A 17,718-nucleotide genomic window follows, 5' to 3' on the forward strand; every position below is an offset into this window, starting at 1 on the left:
TTTATAAAATAATTCAATTTGAAATACCCCCATAAAAATTCGAACTTTCATGTCCGGATTTTTATGGGGGTATTTCTATAGATTCCTATATGTTTTTTCAGAAAAATTGAATTCCACTCACTATGTAATGAGAAGGATTTGAGACATTACGGAGAGCGTTTCAAGGGTAGTGATTAGAAAACCTTTAAATGAACACTATTTTGTCGTTGTAATAAGAAATTTTTGGGTCCTCCTTTACAACTACAATCTCTTCTGTAACTCTCATACGATTAATGATTTTCGATATTCTAGCTATTTTCCAAGATGTTATTCAAATTGACTTCGGGACGCAACAGAAAATTTTATTGTTCCCAACGACCATCTTTAACAAACTTCAGTTGCAACGATACTATCTCTAAAACCATGAACATGGTACTCGTGTTCGTAAGTCGACAATTTTTTGTCATATGCGAAATCACCAAATAGTTTATTGATGGTCACGTTACGGTCTACCAGCTGACGAATGACACCGTTGAACAAACTTAATTCTCTGACCTTATTACCGTGTACAGAACCAATCACAGAGACGAGCTCTGACGTACAGACGTACTCCTTGTTTTGAGGATGGAAAGTGCCACTATCTTCGTGGAGAATAACCTGAACCAAAAACTCGGAGAGGTTGTCGATGTGAATCATACTACGTTGATTTTGATAGTTCGGGAAGAACGGGATTTTCTTCGACAGACCAGCCAGCTTGATATAGTTTCCTTTCGACCCCTTCCCATAAATCATCGGCGGACGGATATTCGCGACGAGGAAATCTCGATCCGCTAGCACTTCAAGTTTCTTCTCGGCTTGAAGCTTACTGTTTCCGTAGAAATTCGTCGGCTTCGGTACTGTATCTCGAGTAATCATTTGAGCATTCGAAGCATCCCCGTACACGATCATGCTGCTGAGGAAGATGAACTGTTTCACACCTTCAAGCTTCGCCTTCTCAGCAACCTCGGCCGTCAAATCTGTGTTCACTTTATAGTATAAGTCCTCCATGCTCTTGTCCGTCGAGACGTGAGCAATTCCCGCAGCATGTAAAATCGCATCATATCCATCGAACGTGATGTTCTTCCATTCTCCGTTTCGCATACCCACTGTATCGACTTGAACAGAGTTCGTATGATGTGCCTCCACCCATTGTTTGAATGCATTACCGACGTAGCTATTCGCTCCCGTGATTAATACTTTTTTCATGTATAGCCCTCCTCCATAAAAAATTAACTATGTATTTCCTATGATTTATAACTAATTTACTCACCTTGAACGGGGAATAATCGTTGTTCTTTACCTTTTTCGGTGTTGATATCCCTTGCCTCTAAGGCTCCTCTCTTTATCATTGCGTCTTCGAGGAGATAATCTCCTCTATTTCGATCGCACAAGGCCATTGGTGTATCGGGAAGAACAACGATTATACTCGGTCTTACCTAGGAATTACACCGAGCGCTCAGGAAAGAGCAACTTGATGAACACGATTGACGAACAGATTCGGGAGTGGGAGCCGATGATCCATTATGTCGTTCGCCACCTATCCATCCACCCTAATGAACAGGAGGACTGTGCCCAAATCGCCCGGATCGCATTATGGGAAGCCTTGAACCGCGGCTGTACCTTATCGAAGACGTACTGCTTCCAACGCATCCGGGGAGCCATACTCAACCACCAACAAAAGAACGCGCGTCATTTGAAGCATGAAGTCGCAGCTGAACGAATCCCAGAAACATGCATCGAGTCAGAACGTCGATTCCACGACTGGCTCGATGAGCAAAAGAAGTTGCTATCGCCTCGCCACTTCGAGCTCCTTTGCCACCTCATCGACGGGACCGAATCGACACTGCCTTATTCTCCAAGCCGGCTTCGGGCCTATAAGGCAGATGTCCAACGAGAACTTCGAGAGGCCATCCAAATGAAGGAGTGATCAACATGGAAACCATTTTGTTGCAAGACGCGATCGAACTGTATATGCAAGACCTGATTGTTCGTCGAGAATTGCCAAAGACGACTATTAAAACGTATCGAAACACGTTGCGCCGATTTGAGAATTTTGTTACCGAACGCCACGTCTTCTTTTTGCAGGACGTGACCTACCTCGAGCATGCGTTACCTTACAAACTGTCGCTCCAAGAGAAAAGTCTATCGAATTGTACGGTGCGCGCCTATATTATGTCAGTACGTTCCCTCTTCACGTTTGCCGTGCAACAAAAATGGGTCATGGATAATCCGTTCGCACAAATCATCACGAAAGACGGAGTGCAAAAGAAACCGAACGTCATCACCCGACAGCAGTTAAATCTAGTATTGTATCAGGCTAAAAATGCGACGTTATATGCCATCTATTTAGCCGGGGGTGACGCTGGTCTGCGGATTAGCGAAATCCTCGATTTAGAAATTTCTCACCTCGACTTTGAGAACAACGTCTTGTACGTCAACAAAGGCAAAGGTGAGAAGCAACGCATCATTCCGATGAGACCGCGTCTAGCAAAAGAGCTCAAAGACTATATCGAAAGAGACCGGCCTAAGTTCCCGAATTCACCTTACGTGTTTCTCATGAAGAGTGGCCGACAAGTACGTGCCAACTATGTCAACGAGGATTTAAAAAGCATTTCGGAGAAGTACCTCGACGTACATTTGACGACTCATATGTTGCGTCATAGTTTTGCCACCTCATGTTACCGGAACGGAGCCAGCCTAATGGTGATCCGTCAATTGCTCGGTCATAAGCATATCCAGACGACTGAGCGCTATTTGCATGTGACGGACAAAGAAGTCCGAAATGTGGTTGACGGTCTAGATGATTGATTAGATCTTAGTAATTCAAACTAAAACAATGTATAAGACAACGAGGTAGCACAAGTGTATTTACCTTGCACTACCTCGTTGTCATAGTTGTACTTGATAGCTCTCGATTATAAATTACTTCTTGTCATAATAAGACACATACCAATCAGCAAATTGTTGTAAACCATCTTGGATTGTCGTTTTAGGTTTAAATCCTACAGCTTGTTGAAGTGCACTTGTTGAAGCGTAAGTAGCAGGGACATCGCCTGGCTTAATCGGTTCATATTCTTTAATAAACTCAACAGGACGGTCAAGAGCATTCCCTAATGCGATTTCAAGCGAAGCAATAAACGTCATCAACTTTTCAGGATTATTGTTTCCGATGTTGAATACTTCGTGCTGAACTGCTCCAGATGGAGGAGTTTGAAGTAAAAGCTTGATTCCCTCTACGATGTCATCGATATAAGTGAAATCGCGATACAAGTCATTCTCGAAATCACCGTTATTAAAAATTTTTATCACCTGATTGTTGAAGTACCGATCCGCAAAGCCAAAGTAAGCCATGTCTGGACGTCCTAGTGGACCGTAGACGGTGAAGAAACGTAAGCCGGTTGCCGGAATTTTGTAGAGGTGGCTATACGTGTGAGCCATTAGCTCGTTAGACTTTTTAGTGGCAGCGTATAGAGATACTGGGTGGTCCACGAAATCAGTCTCTTCGAACGGCACTTTCTTATTTGAACCATAAACCGAACTCGAAGAAGCATAGACTAAGTGCTCCACCGGATACTGACGACATGCTTCTAATACGTTATAAAAGCCAATGACATTACTCTGCATATACGCGTCCGGATTTTCAATCGAATAACGTACTCCAGCTTGAGCCGCTAAGTTCGCCACAAAAGCGGGACGATACTCCTCAAACAATTCAAGGATGAAGTCTTTATCCGAGATATCACCTTTAATGAATGTGAACTTCGAATAAGGTTTCAGTTGGTTCAATCGTTCATGCTTCAAATCGACATCGTAGTAGTCATTGAGGTTGTCTAATCCAAGGACAGTACAGCCATTATCAAGTAAGTGCTTGGATAAAAAATACCCAACGAATCCAGCTGCCCCAGTCACTAAATACGTTTTTGTTGTATCAAGAGTTGTGGAGTCCAACGTTTTTCAACTCCTTATTATTATCGCGAAGGACGGGACGTCTACCTACTGAATGGTACTCAACATCTGTCGACTCCATCTCTTCAATAGCATAAATGTTTCGACCATCGTACACTAAAGGTGTTCTCATCAAAGCTTTATAAACAGTAGGTTCAATTGCTTTTACTTCTCCCCATTCAGTGAAGATGAAGCAGACATTAGCATTTTCTAAAGCTTCTTCAACGCTATTTACATACGTGATGCTGCCTCTATCATGCTTACCCTCAGGATGAACTTGAGCAAAGTTATCTGCTCCAACAGGATCGAAGGCAAAAACCTGAGCCCCTTGCTCTAAGAGTAACGGTACATTCTCTAAAGAAGCCGCTTCACGCAAGTCATCTGTACCGGGCTTGAATGTTAATCCTAACACTGCAACCTTAAGACCATTAAAAGTGATTAGACGCTTGCTAGCTTTTTTGTAAAGTAAGGTTTTCTGGTCTGTATTCACATCAATTGCAGCTTTCACGGTTTTAAGTTCATAGTTATTCTGTTTGGCAATGTATTCAAGCGCCTTCGTATCTTTAGGGAAACAAGACCCTCCATACCCAATACCTGCATTCAAGAACTTACTACCAATCCGATCATCGAAGCTCATGCCTTTAGCTACGTCTTGAACGTCAGCTCCAACTAATTCGCATAAGTTCGCGATATCGTTCATATACGAGATTTTTAGTGCTAAGAAATCGTTTGATGCATATTTAATCATTTCAGCGGAACGACGATTTACTGAAACAATCGGCAAGTTAAATGGTTCATAAATTTTTAATAATAGATTTTTAGCCCATTCACTCTCGGTGCCGATAACGATTCGATCAGCGTATAATGTGTCATGAACTGCTGAACCTTGTGCTAAAAACTCAGGGTTCGAAGCAACCTCGATTTTAACATCATGAACAAGGAAATCTTGGATAAACTGTTCAACCTTGTCATTTGTACCCACTGGAACTGTTGATTTAACAACAACGAGACAATCTTTTTCAACGGTTTCAGCAATTTGGCGTGCAACAGTCGCAATATGAGAAAGATCTGCAGACCCATCTGGTTGTTCGGGCGTACCAACACCGATAAAAATTGCATCAGCTTTTTTATAAGCTGTTTTATAGTCTGTTGTGTAATCAAGCATTCCGTTAGCATGATTTTTTTGCATTAGTTCTTCAAGTCCTTCTTCATAAATCGGAGAAAATCCAGATTTCATCAATGCTACTTTTTCTTCATCAATATCAACACAAGTTACATGGTAACCCATTTCCGAAAAACAAACACCTGCTACAAGACCTACGTAGCCCGTTCCAGCCACAGCAATATTCATCATTTTAAAAACCTCTTCCTCTAATTATTAATTTTATTTTTTAAACACTCGTTTTAACGTGTAAATAACATACTTTAATTCACTAAAGTAAAATAACAACCCTGTAAAAGAGGTAAATATAGATGAAATTAATCCTGTTAATATTGCGTATAAAATCCAATCACCATAATCGTTAACCTCATAGTCAAAAATATTAATAGTAAGAATTGTTATTAATCCGGTCAAAAAGTAAAGAAATAAGTTTTTATAGAACTGGACTGGACTACTAATTAAAATGAATTTTGAAGAATAATGAACATACTGCAAAGTCCTAAACAACATAGCAATAAGTGTTCCAACAGCTACACCAACAATCCCATAATAGTTTACTAAAATTACTGATATCGAAACATTAATAATCGCTTCTAAAAGAGCGCCTCTCTTCGTCTCTTTATAATGTCCTGCAGCTAAAGTAACTGAGTTATAGGGTAACCGGATACAATAGAATAAACCCGCAAAAATTAAAGTATACGCAAATAATGGTCTATAGTAATTTACGTCATCTACTCCTTCCGTATATAGATTAACAAACGGCAGGATAAGTATAAATAAGCTAGTGAACAGTATTGTGGTGATTGTGAAAGTTATAAACTCATATACTTTAAAATTTTTCCTTAATGCTTCAATTTCTCGTTTAGCAATCATATTTCCAAACGAAGCTTCTACTCCAGAGGCAAAAGTGATTGTGATAGACTGTACACTAGAAATAATTAAAAAATAAATAGAGTACACGGAGACTTCTTTAATATCAGTAAAAATCGTTAGTATCGCTACATCTGTATTATTATGAATCAAAAAAGCTAAATGATGGCCTATACCATCCCATTTCTGAGTGATTTTTTGTGGAGAGACCTCTTTAAAGTTAGACAATTCATAGCTTTTCTTTACGTAATAATATAAAACAAGCGGACGTATCACATGACCAATCGAAGATATTAAAAGTACCAAATGTATTGTGAAATCTAATTTTATTAGTATTATGGTCATAAGTGTATTAATAATAAGAGTTACAATTTGTAAAAAAGAGATAACATATTGGCGCTGATCCGCATAAAGTAAAATTTGATATGTAATACCAAAATAATACTGAAAAAAAACACTTATTCCTATTATCAGAAGTAAACTTATTGTGTAAATTACTTCAAATTCATCTGAAACAAGTCTTGGATAGATCAATCCCAAGGCTAATATGTAAACTAAAAAAATGTAAGCAATTTTTCTGAAAAAGATTTCTGATTCTTTGAGTATGGAAGTGACTTCTCTCATTTCTCTTTGTGCCAGTGGTTTATAAAGAGCCGCTCTTACAACTCCACCTACTCCGGCCTCCAATAACACAATATAACCCATAAACTGAGTAATCGAGACTATTAATCCGTTTGTACTAGACCCATAATTATTTATTATTAGTTGGGGAACTATAAGTCCTGCAACAATAGCTACAAGCCGAAGCGATAATGTAACTCCTACATTAATTATTGCTTTTTTACTGCGCATTACTATTCTTCCCCTCCAAAATTTAACATGCCTAAACTGAAAGTTTATTTTTATATCATTTGAATTTCCGACCTGATTCCATAATACTTTCTAGCAAAAACAATGCAGTCAAATTACTTCTGTATAATAAAAAACGTAGAATTTCTTTTGAGTTCAGATTTCTTAGTTTTACATATTTGATAGCTTGAATATAAAAATCTTCTTTTTTAATTGCTTCTAAAGCTTGTTTTTTTTCATAAAATTTATGATTCGAAAGATACACAACGTGTAGATTTTTGAGCAATATTTTCAGATAAAAAGTATATAATTCTCTTTTATTTTCTTCCGAATCACAGTGGTGAACTGTCATATATTTTAAAAGTGACTTTCTTACAGTAGTAATGTCATTTAATATGTTAATGTTCAAAGTATTACTTACACTCGATGTATTGTATCTGTAAAAATACAGGGTTTGATTTACATAACAAATGGTATTTGCATTAGAAATCAAAGATAACGATTGTAGTAAATCTTCACCGTTTCGAATCCTAATATTATTGTAGTATTTAAAGAAATCTTTATTAACAATATTTCTTCTAAATGCTTTGCAAACCAGGTTATTTAAATCAAAGCTATTTGACATCACCTTGAACAATTCTTCTTTATTACTTACATCAAATAAAGTATGATTTTCAAAAGTAGATGGAGAAGTAAATAATACCTCTCCATTATCTGAAACTTTTGTATATCGAAAAATCACAAGATCACTATCATATGTCTTTATAGTTTCATGTACTCTTAATAGTAAATTGCTATGCCAGTAGTCATCCGAGTCTAAAAAAATACAGTACTCTCCTTTTGCTTCGCTTAAAGCTCTTTGGCGAGCAAAAAATTGCCCCTTATTTTTTTGAGTGATAGTTTTAATTTTCAAATCATCAGTATACCTTTTACAGATATTCAAGCTATTGTCTGTTGATCCATCATCAACTAATATTATTTCAAAGTTTTTATAAGATTGATTCAACACCGATTCTATGCAATGCTCAAGATATTTCCCCGCATTATATACTGGTATTAAGACACTAAATTTCACTATGTTTTTTTTCCTCTCCATCAAATTTGTTAAGTAAATATTCTTTTTTATCTTGTGAATTTAGTTGTTTAGTCACATCAACTTTACTTTTATATTTTGAATAATATTCGTCAATTGAGCTAAGTACTCTAGCTGGAACACCAGCCGCTATAGAGTTTGATGGAATATTTTTTGTTACTATAGATCCAGCACCTATTACAACATTATGTCCAATGTTTACATTAGGCATAATGATTGAATTTATACCTACATGGACATTATTTCCAATTTTAATTTTTCCAAAAAGATCTGCATCTGTTAACATTCCGTTGTTTCTAAGCACCCACATACCTCCATCATGAGTTACAAAGGTTACTCCAGAAGTAATTCGAACGTCGTTCCCAAGCTCTATAAGATATGGTTCACTCCCAAAATTCACATTTTGATGCACTTGAAAATTCGATCCGATTTTCGTATCCTTTAATATTTTATTTTTTATTAAACTACCTCTTTTTACAGGTGAAGCAAATTTTAATATTAAACTCAAGTAAACCCTTTTTAATATATTCATGCAATAGTTATCCTCCTTGTAATTTCTTATTACAGTCACGTCTTATAGATTCATTAGTTTTATAATTCACAGCTATAACACCTAATGTTAAGAGAATAAATGTAAGTTTTCTATAATAAGAAACTGTTCCAAAATCAGCCATCAAAGTCATTAATAGTATAGTAATTGTTACAGCCAAATGAGGATTTTTCATCTGCAAAAGTGGTATAGCTTTTACAAATACGTAAATATAAACAGAGTAAAATAATAAAAAACCAATTGCTCCGTAGTTGACTAACAACTCTACATAATTGTTATGTAAATATGAGTTATAACTTGAGACTAAGGATAACAAATGTTGAGAACTATTTGCACCATATCCTATAAACGGCTTTTCAAAAAACAAATCCAATCCATATTGAATCATAAAAATCCTAATATTGGTTGAGGAGTCTACATAAGAACTATCTCCAAAAATATTAAACAAATTCTGAAATCTAGAAGTTATATTACTGAAAATTGACATATTAATTATCACATACATAATTAAAAGGGAAAATACGCCAAATATTGTACCTTTGAAAAACTCTTTCATTCCATCTTTTAATATCAAAAATAAAGCAATTCCTAGTAAACATATAAGTATACCTGTCCTGCTCCCGCTTGAAACTGTTACAAGAAAAGGCACTATAGAAAGTACAGCAATTATAATGTTCTTCTTCGTAATTCCTAAATACACATTTAGAACTGTAGTATACGCCGCATACATACCTAAAATGTTGGCCTGATTCACTTCACTACCTAAACGTTGACCACTGAATATAGAGTTTAAAAAGTTTATAGGATTATATAGGAATATAGTATATACGCACATTATCATACCCGAAATATATAGAGAGATTAATAGCTTTTCAAGACCTTTTTGTACGTTAATGAACCCTTGAAAAGTTAAAAAACTCAATAGCATAAGAGTTGAGAGAGTATTACTTATAATTATTCCATTAGCTTGTATAGGCGTCCATAGTATAGATATATAAGAATATAAAACGAATGAAATTAACGCAATAAAATATTTATCTAAATGTATAGTTAAAGATTGAATGATTTTCAAAACCGAATAACCTAATATAACTAAGAAAAGAGCGTTAGATATAGTATTGTATTCAGCTCTAAAAGAGAATACATAAATCGAAGAAACATATACAGTAAACAAAAAATAAAAATTCCGTTGTAAATTACTTTGCTTTTTAGACACCACTTCTTCAACTCTAATATCTTTCATATCTCCCCACCTTGTCCACAGAAGTCACTTTAAAAAACTAATTCTTTAAATTTGTCAGCAGATTTTTTTATACTATATCCTTTTTCTTCAACGTAAATTTTACTATTACTTCTACTCTCGTCTCCTGCCAGTGAGATAGAGACTTCAGCCCACTTTTTAGGATGCGAACTTAGAGAAAGAGATTTAATGTGTGGAGTAATTTGAACCTCTTTAGTAATTTGATCAGAAATGACACAAGGCAAACCTGTAGCTTGAGATTCAATTACAGTATTAGGCATTCCCTCATAAAAAGAAGGAAATATGAATAAATCCATAGCCATCATTAAATCAGGAACATCTTTTCTCACTCCAAGAAACCTGACTTTCTTTTCTAAGCCATGTTTAATTACTGTATCTTTAATCTTAGTTTCTAATTCTCCTATACCTACTAAAATCAATATGCTATCCTCATTTTTTTTCAAAATTTCATCAAATATTTTGATTAAGAATAAATGATTTTTTTGAGTTACGAATCTACCAACATGACCAATTAAAAGGGTACTGTCGTTTATATTTAACTCTTTACGCATAAGAATTCTTGTGTTTAAATTAAAATCAAAAATATCTAACGGAATTCCATTTTTTACAATATGAACCTTATTTTTCTTCACCATTCTTTTTCCGAACATAAATTCCGCAGCTTCAGTAGAAGGTGCTATTCTTAATGTAGGAACGAACATTGGAAGGAACTTAAAAACCTTATGCAAAATTTGATTGATTGATCCGCCACCAGTTTTTGAGTTACTAGAACGATAAATTAAATGTTTTGCCCCACCCATCTTTGCCACTATTAAATCTAAAGCGGATAATGAGTGTTGTGAAACCCTCATGACATAGTGATATTCTTCTTGTTTAACTACACGCTTCAAACGGTTTAAGGACTTAAAAACACCTTTTGACTTAGGAAAAGATCTAAATATCTTCCCTCCCATCTCAACTATTTCATCTTCATAAAGTCCTTTATGTGGAGAAGATACGTAAAAGTCAAACTGGATTTGAGTACGATCGAAACTTCTATATAGTTTCATTAAAAAAGTTTCCGCCCCACCAGCATCCATACTTCCCACAATACATAAAATCCTTTTTGGGTTATTAGTCATTTAAATGAACTGTCCTCTCAAAAGCATGACCCTCTAGTCACGCTCTAATATTTTTTGGGAAGCCTTAATAATAAAAGCTTTATATTTATTTTTCTTTGAAACTTGATATTCTGTCCATTTATTTAAGTATTTTAAAATTTCACTAGAATTGTAAAAGTCATTGAGTACCTTTAATTGTGCAATGTGCAAATTATGATAAAAGGAACTGGCTACATGTGAATCTAAATCGTACATACTCCAATACCCATTATCAAATTTATGAATATTTCTTTCCAAAGTTAACATCGATTTTTTTAAAATTTTTAAATAAGATTCTTCTTTCGTGACTAACCAATAATCATGTAATCCAAAGATAGAAAATATCCATCCATTTAGAACAGGTTGTTTATGGGTATATTCCATAAAAAAAACATCATTAAGATCATCACTATATAGTGTTGTTCCACCATTTTTTATAGATAGTAACATAAAATCTAAAGCTTTTTTTGCTTTTATCAAATACTCTTCTTCTCCAAATTCAACATAGGCTCTTACTAACAAAGATACACCTTCGCCTTGAGCCATAGATGAGTAAGGGTGTTTTGGATAGACATAGAAGAAATTATTCCATGAACCATCTTCTTGTTGATTCATAATTGCCCATTTCACCATTGTTTGAAAAGAAAGTAAATACTTTCTTTCTTGTGTTAAAAGATATAAATCGTATGCACCTAAACCGTGTTGAAACACAGAAATCGGAAATATGATTTCGCTATTATCTTCTAGTTTTATAGTCGGTACTTTCGAAACCAATTCCTTATCTAACACTAATACTTTTTGAGTCAAATCATTATAGTAACCTCTTACTTCATTTTTTGAATATATTAATCCTCGGTTCTGTTGAACATGAAAAATACTCTTTCCAATAAACATCTTGTACCATCTTTTTAAATTATAGATATTAATATTTTTCATTTGATGTAAACCTCATTAGTGTATGTTTTCCACAAATTTTTCTAACACATGTTCTTTTGTATATTTTTGGGCTATTTCCCTACAATTTAATCTCATTTTCATTACTTCTTGGGGGTTTTTCTCGATTTCTATTAATTTACAAACAAGATCTTCTTTTTGTTTGAAGTTGTAACCTAATCCTGTAACGCCTTCTTCAATTACATCTGAAAAACTATCCCACCTCGATGATAGGACTGGCACACCAGCAAAATAACTATCAATAATCGTCCCAGGAATGCCTTCCGTTTTATAGCGTGTAGGAAAAACTAGCATAAAATAGTTTTTAATAACCTCAACTGACTCTGTTGGTTTTTTAGTGCCACAATACCTGATATACTTTGGCGCCCCTTTTATTATTTCAAAAAATCTATCTCTATAAGAAGAATCTATATAACCAAATATGTCTAAACAAAATGCTTCGTAGCCTAATGTTCTATTCACTTCCATTACTGAAGCAATAGCATCTTCAAGGCCTTTTTCTTTTACTACTCTTGAAAATGTACACAACTGATACGGCGTAGCAAGATTGTAGTTTATCTCTTCAATAGGTACTCTTTCTAAAACTTTATAATTGTACATAACATGAACATTATTTAGTCCTAGTTCATTTAAATCTTTTTTCATTTTTGTTGTCTCAACATAAATACCAACAAATTCATCAAGCATTTTTATCAAAATTTTTTTATTAGATAATAGCTCTCCAATCCATCCTCCAATTACTATATAATGTAGTTTTCGCTTATAAAATAGATTCAAAATCAATAACATGACAGCAAGAATTTGAATGCCATTTCTAGCTGGCAAAATTAAGATATTCTCACAATTTCTAACCAATAAAAATATTCCCTTTAAAAATTTAAATTTATTTTTCTTTAATTCAAATGTATTAACGGTGCTTACATTATCAACACCGTAAATTTCTTGCATTCCTTCTATTATCAAATTAGTTTTTACAGGCTGTCCTCCTGAGAAGTCTTGACCCTCTCCATAGACACCTACTATGCCAATTTTCATTTCTTCACCACTATTCACTTTTTAGTTACGAAATCTGCTCCAAATTTCACCATAAAATATTTAAGCGTTTTTCTAAATTTTAAAGGGAAGTAATTAACACCAAAGAATTTAGATTTATAAAAATAATAATCGATTTTTTTCATGACTTCACGATTGCTATGTAAACTCATTCCTTTTCTCTTAAAGTATTTGACTGCCGAAGGTAATACCTTACCCTGCACAACTACATGACAAATATTTAAAATGTTTCTATTATCGTAGAAACAATTTTCTAAATATTTATCCTGATTACTTGGCACTTCTTCAATTCGATCAATTTCAAATTGCCAAGCATTATAACTGCCTCCTCCAATTTTATCTAAGAGAAATTCCTTATTCCAAATTGCAGCCTGTAAACTAATTCCATAATGCAAAGTTGAAGGTATCTTTTGAATATGAGACTTGTTTTCAAATTTACGACTTCGAATATTGGAAAAGCTATTTAATTTATAATAATTTACCTTTTTAGATTCTATGAATTTTAAAGTTTCAATGACTTGATGAGTATTTATCTTAGAGCCAATATAAAAATCTTCAAGCAATAAACAAATATATTTTTCTTCGATTTTTTCAAGACCCATTCTAGCCCTAGTACTCCATTCAGCATTTTTAGCTGTATTCACAATCTTTACATTGTCAATGGTAGGCTGCATTTCGTTGTTAATTAAATAAACATTGAATGGATTATCTGGCCAATTTACTTCAAGAAGTTGAAAAAAATCGTTCCATAGGTCACTATAGCCATCATAAGACACGATGACTATAGCCATATTGTTAAAATTCTTTTCAGATTCCAAAATTATCCTCCTGATACTTTTTATTTTGTTTATATACAAATTCATTAAATTTTTGAAGTTTTCGATCTTTATCTGAAATGATTAAATTTTCACCTATTAAGTTTAGTGGCCATTTAATTTGAAGTGTTTCGTCATTCCAAAGTATCCCACTGTCATCTGTAGGAATATATTTGCTAGTACATTTATAATTGAAAATTGTATCGTCCTCTAAAGTTAAGAAACCATGTGCAAAATTTTCTGGAATATAAAGCATTTTTCTATTACTTTCAGTAAGATAGAAACCTTCCCATTTTCCAAAGCTTTCTGATTCTTTTCTTAAATCTACAACAATATCGTACACAGCACCTTTTATTACTCTCACTATTTTTCCTTGAGGATTATTTTCTTGAAAGTGTAAACCTCTGAGCGTACCTTTTTTAGATTTAGATTCATTTGTCTCAGAAAATACTATTGGCAAATTTGCTCTTCTGAATTCTTCTTCTTCAAAATCTTTTATAAAGTAACCTCTATCATCCATAAAAAAATGAGGTTCAATTAATACCAATCCTTTAATTGATGTTTCCGAAAAATTAAATCCCATATTCTTTACTCCTTTTCATCCAATTTAATGTACTAGTAATTCCTGATTTGAATGAAGTTCTTGTTTCAAAACCGGTTTCGTTAGATAAATCTTCAATTTCATACCAGGTTTTAGAGTATTTTACACCGTCATCTGGTCTTGATCCCAAATCTACAGTTGAATTACCTCCATATATATCTTTCATATTTAATATATAGTCTTTTAATTTTTGGGGTTCCCCACTTCCAATATAATAGATATTTTTAGTTAAAGAATTTATACTCAATAAATACATTGCGTTTGCAAGATCTTCGATATAAATTAAATCGTAATATTGATCACCTGGTGAGTAGCTAGGAATTTCTTCATTCATAAAGGCTTTTAATGTATATTCTACGATATTTCCATTATTACTATTTGGTCCGTAGACGTTAGCTATCCTCATCCATACATAAGGGATATTATACTTTTTACATTGAATATCTAATAATTCCAAAGCAAATTTTTTGCATGCTCCATAAATTATATTTGGTGATATATTCTTTATTTCTTTGTAATTAGCTGCTATGTGTTCAGAAACAGTACCTGAAACTAATATTTTTTTACACTTTAATTTACTTGCTACCTCTACACAGTCACATGTGTAACGTACATTATTTAGTTGCACAGAATAATTAGACCTTAAATCCCCGCCTGCTCCTTCCCAAGCTAAATGGTAGAATAAATCTACCTTTTCTTCGGGAATCAGTTGAGGTAATAATTTAATATTTTCTAGGTCACAATATATTACTTTAACTTGAGGAAGCTTATCTATATTTGAAATATCAGAGTTCTCATTTCTGACAATTGCAAATACATCAATTTTATTGTCACTAAATTTTTTACACAACCACGAGCCCACAAATCCATTTGCTCCTGTAATAACTACGCTTTTTATTTTTTCGGCTTTTATCATTGACTCACCTTGAAAACACATTTTTAATTTGCTTATCCATAATTTCAGTTATATCTTCATTTGCTTCATAGGCTTTTGACCACTCTATCGACATTGCAACTGCATTATCAATACTTAACTTTGGTTCCCATTCTAATTTGTTTTTTATTTTTGAACAATCTAGTTTTAAAAATTTTGCTTCATGCGGTCCTTCTATATTTTTAGACATCCAGATGGCCTCCGGACCCCACCGATCACAAAATAGGTTAACCAAAGTTTCCGTGGTCACACAGTCTTTATCATCTGGTCCTACGTTATAAAAGCCCATATTACTTCTATCATCATGTTGCTTCATTGCAATCAACATGTATGCATAGATTGGATCAAGTACATGCTGGTAAGGGCGTATTGATCTAGGATTTCTAACTACAATTGTTTCGTTATTACTAACAGCTCTAATACAATCAGGTATTATTCGATTTGGAGAAAAATCCCCACCCCCAATTACATTTCCTGCTCTGGCTGTAGAAATAGCTATTTCTCTTTCATTAAAAAAAGATTTTATATAGCTATCGGTTATCAACTCGGAACAAGATTTGCTATTTGAATACGGATCGAACCCATTTAATCTATCATTCTCTCTATATCCCCAGTCCCATTCATTGTTCTCATATACTTTGTCTGTTGTTACATTAAGAAATGATTTGACACTCTCAGTCTTTCTGATGCATTCTAAGATATTCACTGTACCCATTACATTTACTTCGTAAGTATTAACAGGGTTATTGTATGACTCGATGACTAGTGGTTGAGCGGCTAAATGAAAAACAATTTCAGGCGATGTCTCACGGAAAACCTTATATAATTTATCGAAATCTCTAATATCCCCAATTACAGACTGAATTTTTTCTGAAATGCCACTTGAGTTATACAAATTTATTGTAGGATGATTTTCTAAAGAATAACCTACTACATCCGCACCAAAACTCACTAGAACTTTAGTCAACCAGATTCCTTTGAAACCTGTATGCCCTGTTACGAGTACTTTCTTGTTATTAAAAAACTCCCTTATATCTTGAGTCATTTTATTCCCATACCTTCCATGGAGCGACATTATTTTCTAACAATTCTTCTAGTAATTGTTTATCTCTTAGTGTATCCATACATTGCCAAAAACCTGAATGTTTAAAAGATTTTAAATTTCCTTCTTCAGCAATTCTCTCTAGAGGATGTTGCTCAAATACCGTATCATCACCTTCTATATAGTTAAATACGTCAGGATTTAAGACCATGAATCCAGCATTAATCCATCCGCCATCCTCTTTAGATTTTTCTTTGAATTTATTTATTTGACCATTTTCAGCTATATCCAAAGTTCCGAATCTACTTCCAGGTTGAATTGCAGTTAACGTTACCATTTTCCCATGGGAATCATGAAATTCTACAAGTTTATTAATATCAACGTTTGATACTCCATCACCATATGTCAACATAAACGGTTCATCACCAATATAATCTTTAACTCGTTTTATGCGCCCCCCAGTCATTGTGTGCAAACCTGTATCCACTAAAGTAACTTTCCAAGGTTCTGTTCCATTAGTGTGGACACTCATTTCATTTTTCGATGAGAAATCAAAAGTTACATCCGCCATATGTAAATAATAATTCGCAAAAAATTCTTTGATGACATATTGCTTATATCCACAACAAATAATAAATTCATTATATCCATGGGAAGAATAATATTTCATAATGTGCCATAGAATTGGCTTCCCATCTAACTCAATCATTGGCTTTGGCTTTAAATGACTTTCTTCACTGATTCTTGTACCAAAACCACCAGCTAAAATAACAACTTTCATCTCTCAACATCTCCTATTTTTTCCCATTTTTTAGTTTGGAAATTATATTTTTTTATTACTTTTGCAGGAATCCCCACTACTATTGTGTAAGGAGGTACGCTATTTGTCACCACACTTCCTGTACCAATGATAGATTTTTTACCTATAGTAACACCAGGCAAAATCGATACTTTTTCACCAATCCACACTCCGTCGTCTATAATTACTGGCTTCGTAATTAGTGACTGTTTTCCATATCCTAAATCTGATTCTGGATCAATTCCATGATTCTCAGAACTAATCATTACGTAACTTGCGATAAGAACATTTTTTCCGATTTTAACTTTATCCGCACTTAATACTGTGAAGTGATTGCCAATATATGAGTTTTCCCCAATCATTAATTCCGGATATAATTTTTGCCCATTAAAATTTTCATAAAAACTTATTCTTGCATCATTTCCAATCCTAACACCCTCTTTTAGAGTGAGGTATCTTGCATTATTTATTGAGAGTCTTTTTCCCACAAAACAATTTTTCCCAATTTCATTTGCAGTTAGTAATAATTTAGTCTGTACTACAATCATAAATAGCTTTTTTAAAAACATCTTATGCTCTTTTCTCATTAAAAATACCTTCCTCATTTTACTTGCATCAATGATTTATATCAGA

At 33.9% G+C, this 17,718-nt stretch carries 18 protein-coding genes; 2 read left to right on the plus strand and 16 right to left on the minus strand.

Annotation, left to right across the window (positions count from 1 at the left end):
- Positions 1–363: 363 nt before the first annotated feature.
- Complete coding sequence (locus AC13H5_RS12215) at positions 364–1,224, minus strand: NAD-dependent epimerase/dehydratase family protein (protein WP_483545868.1); 861 nt, start codon at positions 1,222–1,224, stop codon at positions 364–366.
- A 268-nt stretch (positions 1,225–1,492) separates the two neighbouring features.
- On the opposite strand from AC13H5_RS12215, the gene AC13H5_RS12220 reads away from it, so the two are divergent.
- Positions 1,493–1,945: a sigma factor gene (locus AC13H5_RS12220; protein WP_214796801.1), complete on the plus strand. Its 453-nt coding sequence runs from the start codon at positions 1,493–1,495 to the stop codon at positions 1,943–1,945.
- A gap of 5 nt (positions 1,946–1,950) precedes the next feature.
- Positions 1,951–2,826 (plus strand): tyrosine-type recombinase/integrase, encoded by an 876-nt coding sequence (locus AC13H5_RS12225; RefSeq protein ID WP_483545869.1) that lies wholly within the window; start codon positions 1,951–1,953, stop codon positions 2,824–2,826.
- A gap of 114 nt (positions 2,827–2,940) precedes the next feature.
- On the opposite strand, the gene AC13H5_RS12230 is transcribed toward AC13H5_RS12225, so the two are convergent.
- From AC13H5_RS12230 to AC13H5_RS12300, 15 genes are read right to left on the minus strand one after another with little or no spacing between them, the layout of a single operon-like run.
- Complete coding sequence (locus AC13H5_RS12230; protein ID WP_483545870.1) at positions 2,941–3,966, minus strand: GDP-mannose 4,6-dehydratase; 1,026 nt, start codon at positions 3,964–3,966, stop codon at positions 2,941–2,943.
- Positions 3,947–5,317 carry a UDP-glucose dehydrogenase family protein gene (locus tag AC13H5_RS12235; protein WP_483545871.1) on the minus strand — a complete coding sequence of 457 codons (1,371 nt, stop codon included), beginning with the start codon at positions 5,315–5,317 and terminating at the stop codon, positions 3,947–3,949. The genes AC13H5_RS12230 and AC13H5_RS12235 overlap by 20 nt, the downstream gene beginning before the upstream one ends.
- 30 nt (positions 5,318–5,347) lie before the next feature.
- Positions 5,348–6,847, minus strand: coding sequence for a lipopolysaccharide biosynthesis protein (locus AC13H5_RS12240; protein ID WP_483545872.1), 1,500 nt, complete (start codon positions 6,845–6,847; stop codon positions 5,348–5,350).
- Positions 6,848–6,902: 55 nt separating this feature from the next.
- A complete protein-coding gene (locus AC13H5_RS12245; protein WP_483545873.1) occupies positions 6,903–7,919 on the minus strand; it encodes a glycosyltransferase family 2 protein in 1,017 nt (338 codons plus the stop codon).
- Entirely contained in the window at positions 7,909–8,469 is a 561-nt protein-coding gene (locus AC13H5_RS12250) for an acyltransferase (RefSeq protein ID WP_483545874.1), read from the minus strand. The genes AC13H5_RS12245 and AC13H5_RS12250 overlap by 11 nt, the downstream gene beginning before the upstream one ends.
- A 7-nt stretch (positions 8,470–8,476) precedes the next feature.
- Positions 8,477–9,730: an O-antigen ligase family protein gene (locus AC13H5_RS12255; protein WP_483545875.1), complete on the minus strand. Its 1,254-nt coding sequence runs from the start codon at positions 9,728–9,730 to the stop codon at positions 8,477–8,479.
- A 29-nt stretch (positions 9,731–9,759) separates the two neighbouring features.
- Positions 9,760–10,869 carry a glycosyltransferase family 1 protein gene (locus tag AC13H5_RS12260; protein WP_483545876.1) on the minus strand — a complete coding sequence of 370 codons (1,110 nt, stop codon included), beginning with the start codon at positions 10,867–10,869 and terminating at the stop codon, positions 9,760–9,762.
- A gap of 33 nt (positions 10,870–10,902) precedes the next feature.
- Positions 10,903–11,823: a D-glucuronyl C5-epimerase family protein gene (locus AC13H5_RS12265; protein WP_483545877.1), complete on the minus strand. Its 921-nt coding sequence runs from the start codon at positions 11,821–11,823 to the stop codon at positions 10,903–10,905.
- A gap of 15 nt (positions 11,824–11,838) precedes the next feature.
- Positions 11,839–12,876 carry a glycosyltransferase family 4 protein gene (locus tag AC13H5_RS12270; RefSeq protein ID WP_483545878.1) on the minus strand — a complete coding sequence of 346 codons (1,038 nt, stop codon included), beginning with the start codon at positions 12,874–12,876 and terminating at the stop codon, positions 11,839–11,841.
- A gap of 14 nt (positions 12,877–12,890) precedes the next feature.
- Positions 12,891–13,712 carry a hypothetical protein gene (locus tag AC13H5_RS12275; protein WP_483545879.1) on the minus strand — a complete coding sequence of 274 codons (822 nt, stop codon included), beginning with the start codon at positions 13,710–13,712 and terminating at the stop codon, positions 12,891–12,893.
- The gene (gene rfbC / locus AC13H5_RS12280; protein WP_483545880.1) at positions 13,702–14,292 is read right to left on the minus strand and encodes a dTDP-4-dehydrorhamnose 3,5-epimerase; all 591 of its coding nucleotides are present in this window, start codon (positions 14,290–14,292) and stop codon (positions 13,702–13,704) included. The genes AC13H5_RS12275 and rfbC overlap by 11 nt, the downstream gene beginning before the upstream one ends.
- Entirely contained in the window at positions 14,282–15,226 is a 945-nt protein-coding gene (locus tag AC13H5_RS12285) for an NAD-dependent epimerase/dehydratase family protein (RefSeq protein WP_483545881.1), read from the minus strand. Before AC13H5_RS12285 ends, rfbC begins: the two co-directional genes overlap by 11 nt.
- A 4-nt stretch (positions 15,227–15,230) precedes the next feature.
- Positions 15,231–16,289 (minus strand): CDP-glucose 4,6-dehydratase, encoded by a 1,059-nt coding sequence (gene rfbG / locus AC13H5_RS12290; RefSeq protein ID WP_483545882.1) that lies wholly within the window; start codon positions 16,287–16,289, stop codon positions 15,231–15,233.
- A gap of 1 nt (position 16,290) precedes the next feature.
- Complete coding sequence (gene rfbF, locus AC13H5_RS12295; protein WP_483545883.1) at positions 16,291–17,067, minus strand: glucose-1-phosphate cytidylyltransferase; 777 nt, start codon at positions 17,065–17,067, stop codon at positions 16,291–16,293.
- Positions 17,064–17,672 (minus strand): acyltransferase, encoded by a 609-nt coding sequence (locus tag AC13H5_RS12300; protein WP_483545884.1) that lies wholly within the window; start codon positions 17,670–17,672, stop codon positions 17,064–17,066. Before AC13H5_RS12300 ends, rfbF begins: the two co-directional genes overlap by 4 nt.
- Between the last annotated feature and the right edge of the window lie 46 nt (positions 17,673–17,718).

The sequence above is a fragment of the Exiguobacterium sp. FD-YE-25-4 genome, assembly GCF_057004685.1.